We start from the raw sequence: 15,360 nt of genomic DNA on the forward strand, positions 1-15,360 counted from the left end.
TGAAAAACGGTAATCAAATGCGTCTGATGAATAAAAGTCGTTCTGTGCTGGTCCCCGGTTTCGTCGCTGCCGCCGTGCTTGTTGGTTTGGCGGGCTGCTCTGTCGCCCCGCAGCCGTTAAAAGATGATGAGGTTCATCAGCGTGTGGCCGGAGACCAACTCCAGCTTTACGCTGACCAGGAGCCGATCAAGGGACCGTTGACCTTCGCCGATGCGTTGGCGCGCTCGCTCAAGTACAACCTGGACTACCGCCTCAAGCTGATGGAGTCGGCCCTCGCTGCCGGCCTGCATGATGTTTCCCGCTACGACATGCTGCCCAAAATGCTGGTGTCGGCCGGTTACGCCTCGCGCAACAACGAGTCCGGCGGTACAAGCGTCGGGATCGAGACCCACACCGTTTCGTTGATCCCCTCCTCCTCGGTCGAACGCGACCGCACGCTGGCCAGTGCCGAGTTCTCCTGGAACCTGCTGGACTTTGGCGTCAGTTACTACCGAGCCAAGCAAAGTGCCGATCAGTATCTGATTGCAGAAGAGCGCCGTCGGCGCGTGATGCAAACCGTCCTGCAAGACCTGCGCACGTCCTACTGGCGCGCCCTGGGCGCCCAGCGCCTGGAAAGCCAGGCCGACGATTTACTTAAGCGTGTGCGCGTCGCCTTGGGTAAATCCCGCGAGGCCGAGGTGCAGGGTTTGCTGCCTCCAGCCCAGGCCCTGGCGTACCAGAGTGCCTTGTTGGATGCGACCACCTTGCTCAACGCCCGACGCCAGGACCTGGAATTCGCCAAACGCGAGCTGGCGGCGCTGATGAGTATCCCGCCCGGTAGCCAGTTCACGTTGGCCGAGGAAAGCGAACCGTCGCTGCCCGCCGTTCCAGCCGACATCGCCAAGCTTGAGGAAATTGCCTTGCAGGCGCGCCCTGAATTGCGCGAAGAGGATTACCGCAAACGCATTTCAGCCGACGAAGCCCGTCGTCAACTGTTGGCCTTGCTGCCAAGTCTTGGCATCAACATCAACAGCCATTACGACTCCAACAAATACCTCTACAACAATAGTTGGGTCGACAGTGGCGTGCAGTTGAGCGCCAACCTGTTCAAGCTGGCTGCCATTCCGGCTACGCAAGACGCCAGTGAATCCCAGGAAAAGACCGACAATGCTCGCCGCCTGGCGCTGTCGATGGCGATACTGACGCAAGTGCGCATTTCGGTCGAACGCTACAAGCTGGCCTTGGTCGATTACGATCTGGCCGATCAATCGAGCCAGGTCGACCAGCGCATGGCCAAGTTCGCCCGCGCTTCGCTGACCTCGCGCACCGACTCCGAGCTGGAAGTGATCCGCACCGAAACCCGCGCCCTGCTCGCACAGTTCCAGCGCTACTCGGCCTATGCCACCGCGCAAACCGCGTTCGGGCGTATCTATAACTCCTTGGGTCTGGACGTGCTGCCTGAAAACTTCGACGACTCCAGCAACCTGCAGCAACTTTCGAAACAACTGCAAAAAAGCCTGAGCAGTTCGGAACGGCAGGCGTTCACCACAGCGGTAGGTGAGTTGCCATCCCGGCAACCGATGGCCATCCGACTGGAATACCCAGGCGATGCGCAAACGGCCAACGGCATGCTCGACATCGCGCGCCACGCGCTCGAACGTAACCTGTTCGTGCTCACCGAGAAGGCCCCGCAGACGCCTACACTGGTCATGCAATTGCATATCTCCAACGTTCAGGACGGCATCCGTCGCGGCCGCTGGAGCGTCAGCCTGCTCCGTGCCGACGGCAGCGTGGCCGGCACCAGCGACTACCAAAGCACGTTGCGGGCCCAGCCAGATAAAAACTCATTGAATGCGTTCTGCGAAGCCGCCACGGTGGCGCAAATGCCGAACCTGAGAGAGTGGCTGAAAACAGCCTCCATGCAGGTCGCTTCGAAATGAGCATCCGATGCCGTTGTCATTCTTTTTTCATGCTGACCGGCTCGTTGCTCGTCTTGGCGCTGGCCGGTTCATCGGCTTGGGCACAAAACGAAGCCGACGCCGGCGTGCGCGTGCTGCTGGTGGCCGATCAGGAAACCACCCTGGCCAGTCAATTGGTGGGCCGGGTACGCGCGGTCAACGCGTCGCTGGGCTCGGCGTTCCGCAAGGGCGATGTGCTCGTCAGTTTCGACTGTGACGAGCAGGCCGCCCGCCTGAAAATGGCCCAGGCCGACCTGAGTGCCGCGAAAGAATCCCATGATGCCAAGCTGCGCCTGCAGGGGTTGCAGTCTGCCGGCGAGGTGGAGGTTTCACTGGCGGCCAGCGCGGCGGAAAAAGCTGCGGCCCAGGTCGCCCAGTACCGTGCCCAGCAACAACAATGCACGGTCCTCGCGCCGTTCGATGGACGTGTCGTCAAGGTCCAGGTCAAGGCTTTCCAAGGCGTTAACCTGGGCCAACCCTTGCTCGACGTGATCAGCAACGGGCCACTGAAAATGCGCGTGAACGTGCCCTCCCGATGGCTGACCTGGCTCAAACCCAAGCAGACCTTTCAGGTCGATCTGGGTGAGACCGGCAAACGCTATCCGGCCAGGATCAATGCCATCAACGCCCAGGTCGATGCCGTGAGCCAGACCATCGAGCTTGAAGGGGTGATAGAAGGCCAACCCGCCGATTTGCTGGCTGGGATGAGCGGCACCGCGTTATTTGAAGCACCGCAATGAATGCACCCACCAATCCTGTGAACCCCGTCGCGGTGTTGCTGCATCTGGAGCAGCGTGCGCAAGAAGCTCGCAACACCACAGAGCTGGGTTTCGTGATGGTCAACGAAACCTGGCAGCTTTTGCGGTATCGCCAGGCGTATCTCTTCGTCAGCGATGTGCTGGGCAAGCCGGCCCTGAGCAATGTCTCGAGCCTGGCCGTGCTGCCGGAGGAATCACCGTTCACCGTTTGGCTCAAGCGCCTGGCCCATCATCTTTGGCGGCCGCCTGCGGTAGCGGCCGACTCGGCTCGTTTACCCACTGTGCGCTTATGGCAAGCACCGCAGCTTGCCGAGGGTTTCGCTGAGGGCTGGGCGGAGTGGATGCCGATGCATCTGCTGTGCATGCAACTGCCCGGTCGCGACAATTCGCGCCGTGGCATGCTGCTGCTCGCCTGCGACACCGAGCCAGACGAGCACACGCAGGCGTTGCTCGCCCGACTGGGGCAAACCTATGCGTACTGCCTCGCGGCGCTGACTGACAGGCGCCCTACGCTGGGTGCCCGTTGGCAAGTCTGGCGACGACGCCCTTTGCATATGTTGGGATTGGGTTGCGCCCTTGCCCTGGCGCTGCTGTTCCCGGTCCGCCTGAGTGCCCTGGCGCCGGCCGAGATCGAAGCACACAATGCCATGGCCATTGCCGCCCCCCAGGACGGCGTAGTGCGTGAGTTTCTGGTACAGCCCAACCAGATGGTAAAAAAGGACCAACCGCTGTTCAGCCTGGATGACACCACGCTGCGCAACCGCCGGGCAGTGGCCCGGCAAGCGCTGGAAGTCGCCCGCTCCGAAGCGCTGCTGGCGGCGCAGAAAGCCTTCGACAACGCACAAAGCAAAGGTGAATTGGCCGCCCTGAATGGACAGGTGCAGGAGAAACAGGCCGAGGTCAGCTGGATCGATGAAATGCTCGAGCGCAACATGGTTCGTGCGCCACGCGACGGCATCGCGATTTTTGGCGACAGCAATGACTGGATCGGCAAACCCGTGGTCACGGGGGAACGCATCATCCAGCTCGCCGACCCGCAAGATGCCGGAGTGCTGGTCTGGCTACCAGTGGCCAATGCGATCAACCTCGATGCCGGCTCCGAGATTCGTCTGTTCCTGCATGTGGCGCCGCTGTCACCGCTGACCGCGAGCCTGGTCCAGACCAGCTATCAAGCCACCCTGTCGCCGGACAACATACCCTCCTATCGGATTCGTGGGCAGTTCCAGGGCGATGCCAGCCAGCTGGCGCGAATCGGTCTCAAAGGCACCGCCAAGCTCTACGGCGAACCGGTGCCGTTGATCTATTACGTATTGCGACGTCCCCTGGCCGCATTACGTGAATGGAGCGGTCTGTGAGTGAGCTGGACTTCACGGCCCCGTCGCCAGCACCCTCCACCCGGCCGACGGCAGAAAATTCGAGCATTGAGCTGCCAGAACACCTGCCTGCAATACGGGACGACCTGCGCCTGATTCCGGCGGCCACGCAACGTAATGGCTCGCCGGCCTGGATGATTCAGGACCCGGTCGGTAACCGCTTCTTTAATATCGGCTGGCTCGAATTCGAGATGCTGTCGCGCTGGTCGTTGGGCAGCCCGACCCGGTTACTCGACGCGTTGGCGACGCAAACGCCCTTGCACGTCAGCCGGGCGGAGCTGGCCGCCTTATTGACATTTCTGAGTCGCCATCAGCTGCTGCATATCAGCGACGTGACCGGCACTCGCCGCCTGGAAGAAATGGCCAGGCAAGGCGAGCACACGGGCTGGCAATGGTTGCTTCATAACTACCTGTTCATGCGGGTGCCGCTCTGGCGTCCCCAACGTCTGCTACAAAAAACCCTGCCATGGGTCGCGCCCTTGTTCAGTTGCACGTTTCTCGGCTGCGTTGCCGTCGCCATCTTGCTTGGCCTGTTCCTCGTCGGGCAGCAATGGGACATGTTCGTCGCCAGCTTTCAACAAAGTCTTTCTCCCGAAGGGCTGGTCGGTTACCTGATAGCGCTGGCCGTGACCAAATGCCTTCACGAGCTTGGGCATGCTTACACAGCCACCCGTTATGGCGTGCGCGTCGCGCACATGGGTGTGGCGTTTCTCGTGTTGTGGCCGGTGCTCTACACCGATACCAGCGAGTCATGGAAACTGGCCGACCGACGTCAGCGTTTTCACATTGCCGGCGCTGGCATTCTCGTGGAAATAATCATTGCGGGAATAGCCACCTTGGGCTGGGGCTTGTGTGAAAACCCGATGCTAAAAAGCGCCCTGTTCTTTCTCGCCACCACCAGCTGGATGATTTCGCTGGCCCTTAACGCCAGCCCGTTCATGCGCTTCGATGGTTACTTCTTGCTGTCCGACCGGCTCGACCTGCCGAACCTTCATGAACGGTCAGGGGCATTGGCGCAAGCCTGGATGCGCCGTCACTTGTTTTCCTGGGACGAACCAGACCCCGAAGTCATGGCACCGCGCCTGTGTCGGTTTCTCATCACCTTTGCCGTGATCACGCGAATCTATCGCCTGGTGGTGTTTCTCGGGATCGCCGTCGCCGTGTATTACCTGTTTTTCAAGGCGCTGGGCATTTTCCTGTTTCTGGTTGAAATTTCCTGGTTCGTCATTATGCCCATTCAACGTGAACTCAAGGTCTGGTGGCGGCGTCGCAAGGAACTCCCCGCGCGCCGTGGCCTCATGCTTTTACTCGGACTCGGCGCGCTGGTGCTGATGGCCGCCCTGCCTTGGAGCACTCAAGTGCAAGCACCGGCATGGCTGCATGCGGAAGTCCAATACACGCTCTACAGTCCTTTGCCTGCAAGGCTGCTGGAGATGCCACCAGCCGGACAAAGAATCGAAGCCGATGCAGTCCTGGCCGTTCTCGACTCTGCGCAAATACGTGACAAGGCCGAGCGATCGCGCAAGGCGGCCCTCGCCTTGCGTGCACAATTGGATGGGCTTATGGGGACAGCGAACGGAGCAGAAAAATATGCTTCGATTGCCAATCAGCTCAGCCGTCAGCAAGCCGAATCAGCGGCGCAGTTAGCGGAACTGCAACGCCTGACGCTACGCGCTCCAATGGCGGGCATGCTCACGGATGTCGACCCCTCCGTGCAGCCTGGCGTCTGGGTCAAACCCAATCAGCCGTTGGGGGTACTGGTCAATCCCGATAGCTGGACGGTAGAAGCCTTCGTCCGTCAACAGGACCTTTCACGACTGACCATTGGCGCCCGCGCGCGCTTTTATATTCACGGCGACAGTGGCAGCGCGCTTGAAGGAAAAATTGTCAGCATTGATGATTCACGTACCCAAAACGTTCCTCACCTCATGCTGAGCACGGCCTATGGTGGACCGATCGCCGTTTCTGGTAAGTCGGACAGCAGCCTGCAGGTTCGTGACGCGCTTTACCGGGTCAGAATCAATCTGGGCGCCCCGCCCGCTCAAATGATGATGCGGTTAGGCAACGTTTCGATAGAGGGTACCCGCATCAGCCCGGTTGCCGAGTTATTCACCGACACGTTGTCGATCTTGGTTAGAGAAAGCGGCTTTTGAAATCAACGTGCCCAGGACAAATCGGACGAACAGGACCGATATACCCCCTTGAGGCATTGAAGAGCACCTCCAATGGCTAGTGTCACTTTGACCCACACCTCAATGCCAACCTCGTCCATAAATGGATTCGGGTGCATGCGCATAAAAACCTGACACTGCAAACTGCTTCATTCCAGTCAACGCTGCGCGCCAATAGCGACGCATTAAGCTCTCCCACCACGACCCGCATCGACTCGATCTGACTTGCCACCGACGCGAGCCGGCATTTACACCGCCCGCAAGCCAAGGGTTAAAACGCGCAGCAGCATTACCAACGTGACACTCGACTTCAATAGCTGACGGAATGAAATCCAGACCAATCATCGTTCCTGATCGCTCACCGCCTTGGTATAGGCCGCCAACGCTTGACCGCGTTCCAAGTCGTTATCGGCATTTACACACTGGGTGTAGGACATTAACGATGTCTTGGTATCGATGATCAGGTGTTGTTTATGTGGTAGATAGATGATTGCATGGGAACGTTGCCGGCCCTCTTCAGTGGTGAAGTTGACTTCCCGTTTGTAGTCGATGCCGAGTCGAAGGCCTGAATTGTCCAGTACGTTCTCCAGCATCAGCTCACCCAATTACGGCGGGATTTTCACCCACAAGATTGCTCCCATGCTGAACGCACACACAAAAACCGGGCAAGCCCGGTTTCTGCAAACGTATCGACTAGACCTTGAAGTCTAGTGGAGTGAGCTTTTTCCACTCGACAGTTCCACTTCCACTACGTGATTCTTACGCACGATGCGCGCCAGCGTGTCACTACCAAGCGCCAGGCGCTGTGGAAGTCTTGGGGCGTTAACCAAGGCCACCATGGCCTTGGCAAACTTCATTGGATCGCCCGGTTGTGCATGGTCGGCATGCTTAGGCAAATTCGCGCATCTTGCCAACGGTTTCGTCGTAGTCCGACAGTTCGAGGGCAGTCTTGTAGCGGATGGTGTGTTGATTTCCCTTGGAATCTTCGTAATTCATTTCCGCTGGAACGACATAATACACGGGGGGAATTTCACTGTGTGACACGACACAAGCTATATCCAATTGGCCCCCAGTGGTACTCGTTGATCGAAGGCCCCCACTGAACTTCTAGACTCAAACGGCAGTTGCTTGGGCAACCATCAAGATACCCAGCAGGGAAATCAGCACATTGTTCATTGATACTCCTCCACGATAACGGCAGTCGCTTAGACTTTGAAGTCGGTGGAGAGAGCCAGCTCTTTCCACTCAGCCAGTTCCGCTTCGACAAAGCGGTTCTTCTCACCGATACGCGCCACGGTATCGCTGCCCAGCGCCAAACGCTGTGGCGGTTGCGGCGCGTTGACCAGGGCGAGCATTGCCTCGGCAAACTTCACCGGATCGCCCGGTTGTGCGTGGTTGGCGGCTTCGGAAAATTGACGCATCTTGCCGACGGTTACGTCGTAGTCCGACAGTTCCAGGGCGGTCTTGATCAGCGATTGCTCATCCAGGAAGTCGGTGCGAAAGAAACCTGGTTCGACCACCGTGGCGTGGATGCCCAGAGGCGCCAATTCCTGATACAGCGCTTCGGTGATGCCTTCCACCGCGAACTTGGTGGAACCGTAGACGCCCCAGCCCATGTAGGCCTGATAACCGCCGATGGAAGAGATATTGATAACGTGACCGCTTCGCTGACGACGCATGTGCGGCAGTACGGCGCGAGTAACGTTGAGCACACCGAACACGTTGGTCGCGAACAGACGCTCTGTTTCGCTGGCACTGGTTTCTTCCACCGCACCCAACACACCGAAACCGGCATTGTTGATCACGACGTCGATGCGACCAAAACGCTTAATACCTTCTGCAACAGCCTGATGGGCTTCTGCCTCGCTGGTCACGTCCAGACGTACCGCCAGCAGATTTGGGTGATCGCCCAGATGATCGGTGATGTCTTGTGGTTTACGAGCAGTGGCAATCACAGCGTCGCCCGCACGCAGAGCGTGTTCTGCGATGAGGGTGCCAAAACCACGGGAAGCTCCAGTAATGAACCAAGTACGCATTTCAACTCCTCCTGGCAGCGACCCGAGCGTTATTGCCGGGCCTTCTCGATGAGTTGATGCCACTTTAAAGCCGTGTTACTGATGTGATAATCCCACTGATATTGCATGACTTTGTGAAAGGTACTCACAAATGAAATCTCCCACCACAGCCGACCTGACTATCTTTCTGTGCATCGCCCAGCACCTTAACTTCAGCCGGGCAGCGGTCGAACTCGGTCTGACGCCCTCGGCACTAAGTCACTCATTGCGAGCTCTGGAGAATCGCTTAGGCATACGCCTATTCAACCGCACAACGCGCAGCGTGGCGTTGACTGACGCCGGGGAACGACTTTTCACACGGCTGAAGCCCGCCTTCCGGGACATCGATGATGCCTTGGAAGACCTTAATAGCTTTCGCGACAAGCCCTCAGGGAACCTGCGCATAACAGCAGGCCGACAGGCATGTGAGTTGGTGCTCTTGCCGATCATCAGCCAATTCCTGAAGGAGTATCCGGATATCCGACTTGAGATCGTCGAGAGTGACGCGTTGGTGGACGTGGTAGCAGGCGGCTTTGATGCAGGGGTCCGCTTCGGTAACCGTCTGGAAGCCGATATGGTCTCACTGCCCATCGGGCCGACCATGCGTTCGGTGGTCGTTGGATCACCTGTGCTGTTTGAACAGCATGCTGTTCCGCACAAACCTGAGGATCTACATGGCGTGCCGTGTGTCCGCCATCGGTTCCCCAGCGGATCGGTGTATCGATGGGAATTCGAACGTGGTGGGATCGCTCAGGAAATCGAAGTCAGCGGCCCACTGACTCTTGGGGACGTCAGCCTGATGGTCGGCCCGGCACTGCAAGGCGTGGGCCTGGCTTATGTGTTTGAAGACATGGTCACCGAGCATCTGGCCGATGGCCGGTTAATCCAGGTACTCGCAGATTGGTGCCCCTTCTACCCGGGCTTGCACCTGTACTACCCCAGTCGCCGCCATGTACCCGCACCACTCAAGGCGTTCATCGACTTTGCCCGCTCGGCGCGACAATTGAAGACGTAGCTGCGCGGAAAAGCTGCCAAGAATATTATCGGCAACATTCGCTGAGAAAGTGTTAGGTGGTCACCTGTGCAGACTTATTGAGACGGTGCTACAGATAATTGATCGCTTCAGTGTCCGGAGTACAACCAGACGTCAGAATCACCTTGATGGATTGGTAACGTTCATCACGGTGGCCGAGGAAAAGGGATTCTCCAACGCCGCCGTGAAGCTCGGAGTTTCCCCTTCAGCAATTAGTGAAAGTATCCGGGGGACTTGAGCACCGTTTGGGACTGGTGCTGCTCAATCGGATACGCGCAGTGTCTGTCTGACCGAAATTGGCGAACGCTACCTAGAACGCATACAACCGGCACTGGAACAGTTAAATAACGCTCCAAGAGCTCGGCCGAGAGACCAGCCAGTCTGCTGGTCTGCTGTGAATCAATGTTCCGCGAGCTGCCTACTTGATTGTGCTGCAACCGATTTTGCGACGCTTCATGGCCGATTATCCCGAAATTAACCTGGAAACCCGCGTTGAGAATTTGTTGGTTGATATTGTCAGCCAAGGATTCGACGCGGGTATCCGCTTCGGCAGTTCGGTTGAGAAAGACATGGTTGCCATACCGATCGGCCCTCCCCTAAAGGCTCAGGTCTGTTGGCGCCGACGCCGAATTGACATAGTTGCCGAGATGTCACTGAGCCAGTCTGATTCCTCGCAAACCATTACCTGTTCTAGATTGGTCCTATTTGAGGAGGGTCAGTCTTACATCGGCACGTGGGTAAATTCGGCGTCGGCGTCAACAGGCTTGGACATTATCTGGGCTTTTCCTTCAACTTGCGGCTTGTGAGTGTGCTGCTGTCTCAAGCATTTCAACCCGCTTCAGCAGGTAACTGTTGAATCGCCGCATCTCTTCGTATTTATCCTCTAGATCAAGCGAGCTATCAATTCGAGCGATAATTTCACCGTTCATGCTTCGGTGATTGTTCTCCGCCGCCAAGTTGATCCGGTCACGTAGCCCTTCCGGCAGGCGCAATACGAACTTATCAGCCGTCCTGGAGTTGTACGGCATCTGAGCCGTTGCAGTTTTGGTGGGCATGTAGTCTCTCCATTTTTCCTATGGTCAGTCGTAATCGGACAGGAACGTCATATTGATAACATCGGAATAGACGCCTTCCACCCAAGCGACCTGTTGTTGCCACAAGTCACGGGCGCTCAGTTCAAGTCCTTAAGCGCGAAAGGCGGCTGGCCGGTCAAGTTTTCAAACTTCGCCAGAACCGCGTTCTGGTGTGCCGACAGCCGGTAGGTTTGCGGCAGGCACTCATTGCGACATTCCCTGTTACTCAAAGAGTGCTTGGACGCGGGCCAGTACATCGTCAATCACCACCTCGGGTGCCGATTCAACGCGCTTGACGCCACGGGCCTCAAGGTCAATGGTGCGAATCTGGTTACACAGAACAACCCCCTGTGTCTCGGTGCCTGAACCGCTCAACGGCACCGCAAAACCGGCGTACCGAGCAAAGTCACCGCCCTGCATGATCGGCGCAATGACTGCGAGGCCAGATGCGTTAAAAGCCGCAAGTGTAAGGATTAGCGCCGGACGAAAATCACCCTGCTGCTCGCGGCCAGCGGTTGGATTCAGATTTAGGCGCACAATGTCCGCCCGGTTGAATTTGGCCCGCTTCAAACTTCACGTCCTATTGGCTGCATGCCGTTCCACCCGGCCAGCTCCGCAGGCTCAGGCGCATTCAAATCACACTTGGCCATCAGATCAGCCAATCGATAATGCAGCTTGGCTTTAGCCGGTTTGAGCGTCATCACGTCCGCGGACGCATCGAGAATTAGCACATCACCGCTGGACAAGCTCATTTTCTTGAGCACGGTTGCTGGCAGGCGAATCGCCGCGCTATTGCCCCACTGCTGAATTTTTACTTCCATAAAACACCTTGAAAAGTAGATACACAGTAGATACCTGCTGCGCGAAACGCAACTACATTGTTTAAACAAAGTATCTACAATGCCAGTTCATAAACCCGTCGTATAGTGCTCTGATCAACTGGTGGATAAGGCTTGCTGTAGTCAAGTCGAGCGTGGCCGAGAATGACTTGCCCGCTGTCCAACATACGGTAAGGGTCGCAGGAAGTGGGCGGAAATGTCCGTGGAGCACTGTGGACCATCGGTGAAAACGACGGCCAGGCTCGATTGAAGAAATTGGACATCGGTTAACCATTTGCACACAAAAGGCCCGTCAACAGTCATGTCGAGGTGATTCGGGGAACCAGTCCGGTCACCTCATAGGCAGGTATCCGTTATGGATTCATCCTGCGCTAAAACGTTTTTACACAGCCTCGGCCAAGAGCGAACACACTCTCAGGCCACGTAATCCACTCCAGAAGCATCATTATTAATTTTTTATGGTCTAGGCTAGACGAACTGCATCACTCATTTTTGCCTGCGCTCTTGGAGAACTATTAGAATGGACTCACAAATCGTTACTTCTATCATTTTTTTAAGTATGGGGGGATTGCTCCTTTTTGGACTCTTGATCTCTATGTATTAAATCGAGAATCCCGCTCTTGAACGCGAGTCTGGTCGAACTCAGGCTCGCGCCACCTGCTACAACGGTCGCAATCCTGTATCCAAGTTCTTCCTAAAACCCCACATCCAGCACCACACTGTCCAGATAGGTTCCCGGTGGCGGCGTGTTCTGGTCGAGGTAGATTTTGGCGTTGTAGTTGAAGATCTGACTGCCAGTGCCCAAGCCGTTGCCGGGGTTGACCTCGGCATCGGAACTTGTGCGACGCGCCGTGCTGACACTGCCCCAACGAGTGCTTCCGGCACTCTTGAAAATGTCGTAATCCAAATAATTGCCGCCTGAGATCATTCGCCTGCGCCCGCCCACGCCGACAGCATGCTGTCCGTCGTCCAGCCCCACCGTGTAGGCACTGCCCTTGGTGCAGACCAGGTTGATCGTCTGGCCAGTGACGGTGGAGAAGGAGCTGATTGCCGAGGCACTGCCAAAGCTGATGTTCGGCGCAGTGATCGTGCAATCGTTGTCCACGGTCATATTGACAGTCAGACTCGTGGAACCGCTGTTGATGTCTCGCCCCTGACAGCTGCCACCGCCACCATAGTCATGGCAATAATCCCAACTCCAGAAAATGTTGAGGGTTTCAGAGTAAATCCCGGCCGCCACGTTGCTGCCGATGATCGTATTCAGATAGATCGGTACAGCCTTGGCAACCGTTGGATTGGAAAGCAGGCCGAGGTCATCGATGATCGAGTGTCGGGCGAAATCGAACGCTACGCCGCGAGTGATCGGATAGCTGCTGCTGTTGTTGGCAAACAGTGTGTAACCAATCACATCACTGGTTGGCCCGACCACCCCTGCGGTTGCCGATGTAATGGTGACGTAAAAATGATCATCGCTGGCCAACGGCGATACCAACGAACCGGTGCAACTCAAACCGGCATGGGTGGTGGAACTGGTTTGCAAAGTGGTACGCACCGCGATCGAACTGAGCGAGCCAAAACCCGCCGGTGAAGTACTGGCCACCTCGCACAAGGCATCGGCCTGACACGGCAGAAAAATCGCCATCAGCCTGATCACTCTACCCGGCCATCCATCAGAAAATTGCACACCCACCTCCCTGTTCTAATCAATGCGGTTTCATTGGCATAGCAGCGGCCCGATCAACGGCACCTGGTCCTGTTGCATGTCCAGCGTGAACTGCGCCTGGCAAGTCCGGCCATCGTCCAAGGTCACCTGCAAACTGTTGTGCTCTTCCAGGTTTTCCAGATAAACCAGCCCGTCCCAACCGACCACGGCGTGCGTCCCGCTCTGCTCGTGCCGCACGCCGCTGCCCAAGGGCAATGGGTGCTGCTGCGCGTCCACCAACACAACACTCGCGGCAATGATCCGACTCAGTGGAAACTCCAGCAGGTAACCACTGCCACGGCGCACCGCGACTCGTTGTTCAACATTCGAACTCTGCACATTGGTCGGCAAATTCAGTGGGTCGATTTCATATTTGCCGCGGTAATAGGCGCTGCTCCATGGCACCAGCAGATGACCGTTCTTATCCGTCTGGCCCACCCGTTGATTTTCGTAACGCACCGGGATATCGGCAAAGCCACCCGTGCTGACCACGACGAAAGCATCATCGATACGATTGGCAACGAACACTTGATGGTCCATCCACACCAGCGAGCCGCTGGCATCGGCCCAGCGAGTCTCGGCGTCACTGCTGCCGTAAATCCCTGCCTGCAATTGCACCGACTGCAGGCGCCAGGTCAGGTCGGCCTGGCGATAATCCGGGCCTTCGTCGTGGGCATAACCGAGGTTGAAGCCCACGCCGCCTGCACTAGGCACCGCGCGACTGTAATTGACGCGCTGGCGGTTTATGCCGGTCTTGCTGCGCTCGCCACTCATGCTCAGAGTGCCACGCAGGTCGAACGGGATAACCAGTTGCGCCTGCATCGCCCAGTCGCTGTCGCCGATCTCACGATTGGCCGACACGTAAAAACTGGTATTGCGCCACAGTGGCTTGCTCCAGGTCAGATTGAGTAACCGGGTGCGCGAATCATCCGCCGCTCGCACATCGAAGTAGCCTGCGCCAAGGCTGCCCCAGCCGTTGAGACTGACGCTCAGGGTCAACTGCTCGCTGCGCTGGCTGAGGCTGACATAGGGGCTGTCGACCACGGTCAGGTCGGCGTACTGGTCGCGGCGCTGCATACGCTGATAGGCAACGCTGTAGTGCTGACTGCTGTATTGATAACCGAGGCTGACTTGCTGACCGCTATTGCCGTCGAACCGGCTTTGACTGATCGCCGTGTTGAGCACGCCGAAATTGCCCACGCGCAGGTTGCCGCCAACGCCACCAAGGGCCAGCGCGTCCGAGGCTTCGGCATGGGTTTCGAGGGTCAGACTGTCGTTCAGACCGTAACGCAGGCTGCCGGAGGTCACACCCGGACCGTAACCGAAATCGCGGATCCCGAAGTCACGACGCAGGGTACCGGCGGCCACCGAGAAATCCATCAGGCCTTTTTGCAGCAGGTTGCTGGTGACATAAAACGGCACGGTGGTCGAGACCTGTCGACCGAGGGCATCGGTCGTGACCACCACTGCTTCGCCCGCACCGTTGATGAACGGAACGTTGGTCAGCGTGTAGGGACCGGGCTGCAACTCGGCGCTGCTGGACTTGTAGCCGTTGATGAACAGGTCAACCGATGAAGGTACCGCCGCTTCCCCGGCGAACTGCGGCAACGGGTAGGTCACAAGGTCCGGACGCACGCCGAAATCGCGTGACACTTGCACACCGCCCAGGCGCACCGAACTGCTCCAGGGCAAGGCACCACTGATCAGGTCGCCCGCCTCGTAAGTCAGCAGGCGTTCATCATCGGAATAACGCCAGGTGGTGTCGTAACGCCGATAACCATTGTTCAGGGTGTCGTTACTGATTCCGGAAATCGTGCGCCGGTATTGCCCGGTGTTGGACAGCGTGCCCCAACTGTCAAATAGTCGCACTTCGTTCCAGGCCGCAAGGTAGGTGCCGCTGTCGTCGGTGTCATTGAGGTACAAGTCGTAGTTGAGCAAGGCACCAAAACTGCTCAACGCCGCGGTGCGCGGATACGCCTCTTGGCTGCCGACAAATTGTTCCGGCAACCAGTCCGGCGGGACGGTCAACAAAAGCCGCTGCCCCTGTCTGTCATAGTCGCTTGTCAAACCTTGCAGACTGTCGAGGGCGACCTCAGCGTTGAGTGCTTGCGGCAATTTCATACCGATTTCGCGTAACGCCGCGACCGGTACAAAGAAGCGCCCGCCACGCTGCTGCACTGCCACCACACGCCCGGTGTTCATTTGGTTGATCACCAGTTCCAGAAACAACTGTGCGTCGGCAATCGACTCCGTGCCGCTGGGCGGTGGCGGCAGGTCACCCGCCAGACCATGGTGGACGAATATCAGACAGCACAACCCGGTCGCGACCCACAGCGGAGGCCTGACATCACGAGCCCGATCCTGGCTCACCACTGCTTTAGGTCCGTCAATGGACACTTCCTTCCTGTGGCACACGGCCT

14 protein-coding genes and 1 pseudogene are annotated in these 15,360 nt (G+C 57.7%); 7 read left to right on the forward strand and 8 right to left on the reverse strand.

All coding sequences use genetic code 11. From position 1 onward, the window contains the following. Positions 1-26 precede the first annotated feature (26 nt). The 4 genes from ACZ89R_RS04830 to ACZ89R_RS04845 are packed head-to-tail and all read left to right on the forward strand — an operon-like array spanning position 27 to position 6,221. On the forward strand, positions 27-1,919 hold the full coding sequence (locus ACZ89R_RS04830) for a TolC family protein (protein ID WP_429546511.1): 1,893 nt from the start codon (positions 27-29) through the stop codon (positions 1,917-1,919). Next, positions 1,916-2,677 carry an efflux RND transporter periplasmic adaptor subunit gene (locus tag ACZ89R_RS04835; RefSeq protein WP_429546510.1) on the forward strand — a complete coding sequence of 254 codons (762 nt, stop codon included), beginning with the start codon at positions 1,916-1,918 and terminating at the stop codon, positions 2,675-2,677. Before ACZ89R_RS04830 ends, ACZ89R_RS04835 begins: the two co-directional genes overlap by 4 nt. Next, positions 2,674-4,050, forward strand: a complete 1,377-nt coding sequence (locus ACZ89R_RS04840) for an efflux RND transporter periplasmic adaptor subunit (protein WP_429546509.1) — start codon at positions 2,674-2,676, stop codon at positions 4,048-4,050. The genes ACZ89R_RS04835 and ACZ89R_RS04840 overlap by 4 nt, the downstream gene beginning before the upstream one ends. Continuing rightward, positions 4,047-6,221, forward strand: coding sequence for a site-2 protease family protein (locus ACZ89R_RS04845; protein ID WP_429546508.1), 2,175 nt, complete (start codon positions 4,047-4,049; stop codon positions 6,219-6,221). The genes ACZ89R_RS04840 and ACZ89R_RS04845 overlap by 4 nt, the downstream gene beginning before the upstream one ends. A 359-nt stretch (positions 6,222-6,580) precedes the next feature. On the opposite strand, the gene rmuC is transcribed toward ACZ89R_RS04845, so the two are convergent. From rmuC to ACZ89R_RS04860, 3 genes and pseudogenes are all read right to left on the reverse strand, one after another. Further along, entirely contained in the window at positions 6,581-6,832 is a 252-nt protein-coding gene (rmuC, locus tag ACZ89R_RS04850) for a DNA recombination protein RmuC (protein WP_429546507.1), read from the reverse strand. 114 nt (positions 6,833-6,946) lie between these two features. Then, positions 6,947-7,190, reverse strand: a pseudogene (locus ACZ89R_RS04855) (short-chain dehydrogenase/reductase); the annotation flags it as partial. A 254-nt stretch (positions 7,191-7,444) separates the two neighbouring features. Then, the gene (locus tag ACZ89R_RS04860; protein WP_429546506.1) at positions 7,445-8,275 is read right to left on the reverse strand and encodes an oxidoreductase; all 831 of its coding nucleotides are present in this window, start codon (positions 8,273-8,275) and stop codon (positions 7,445-7,447) included. Positions 8,276-8,405: 130 nt separating this feature from the next. Between ACZ89R_RS04860 and ACZ89R_RS04865 the strand changes: the two genes are divergently transcribed. From ACZ89R_RS04865 to ACZ89R_RS04875, 3 genes are all read left to right on the forward strand, one after another. Further along, complete coding sequence (locus ACZ89R_RS04865; protein WP_429546505.1) at positions 8,406-9,308, forward strand: LysR family transcriptional regulator; 903 nt, start codon at positions 8,406-8,408, stop codon at positions 9,306-9,308. Between the two features lie 169 nt (positions 9,309-9,477). After that, positions 9,478-9,564, forward strand: a complete 87-nt coding sequence (locus ACZ89R_RS04870; RefSeq protein ID WP_476241492.1) for a hypothetical protein — start codon at positions 9,478-9,480, stop codon at positions 9,562-9,564. Positions 9,565-9,754: 190 nt separating this feature from the next. Then, the gene (locus ACZ89R_RS04875; RefSeq protein ID WP_429547899.1) at positions 9,755-10,132 is read left to right on the forward strand and encodes a LysR substrate-binding domain-containing protein; all 378 of its coding nucleotides are present in this window, start codon (positions 9,755-9,757) and stop codon (positions 10,130-10,132) included. Here the strand turns inward: ACZ89R_RS04875 and ACZ89R_RS04880 are convergent. From ACZ89R_RS04880 to ACZ89R_RS04900, 5 genes are all read right to left on the reverse strand, one after another. Beyond that, positions 10,115-10,381 carry an Arc family DNA-binding protein gene (locus ACZ89R_RS04880; protein WP_429546503.1) on the reverse strand — a complete coding sequence of 89 codons (267 nt, stop codon included), beginning with the start codon at positions 10,379-10,381 and terminating at the stop codon, positions 10,115-10,117. The genes ACZ89R_RS04875 and ACZ89R_RS04880 overlap by 18 nt on opposite strands. Before the next feature lie 240 nt (positions 10,382-10,621). Beyond that, complete coding sequence (locus tag ACZ89R_RS04885; RefSeq protein ID WP_429546502.1) at positions 10,622-10,969, reverse strand: type II toxin-antitoxin system ChpB family toxin; 348 nt, start codon at positions 10,967-10,969, stop codon at positions 10,622-10,624. Then, positions 10,966-11,220, reverse strand: a complete 255-nt coding sequence (locus ACZ89R_RS04890) for an AbrB/MazE/SpoVT family DNA-binding domain-containing protein (protein WP_429546501.1) — start codon at positions 11,218-11,220, stop codon at positions 10,966-10,968. Before ACZ89R_RS04890 ends, ACZ89R_RS04885 begins: the two co-directional genes overlap by 4 nt. 712 nt (positions 11,221-11,932) lie before the next feature. Continuing rightward, positions 11,933-12,880, reverse strand: coding sequence for a Csu type fimbrial protein (locus ACZ89R_RS04895; RefSeq protein ID WP_429546500.1), 948 nt, complete (start codon positions 12,878-12,880; stop codon positions 11,933-11,935). A gap of 72 nt (positions 12,881-12,952) precedes the next feature. Continuing rightward, entirely contained in the window at positions 12,953-15,310 is a 2,358-nt protein-coding gene (locus tag ACZ89R_RS04900; RefSeq protein ID WP_429547898.1) for a fimbria/pilus outer membrane usher protein, read from the reverse strand. Positions 15,311-15,360: the final 50 nt, after the last annotated feature.

This window comes from Pseudomonas sp. TE3728 (genome assembly GCF_056279145.1).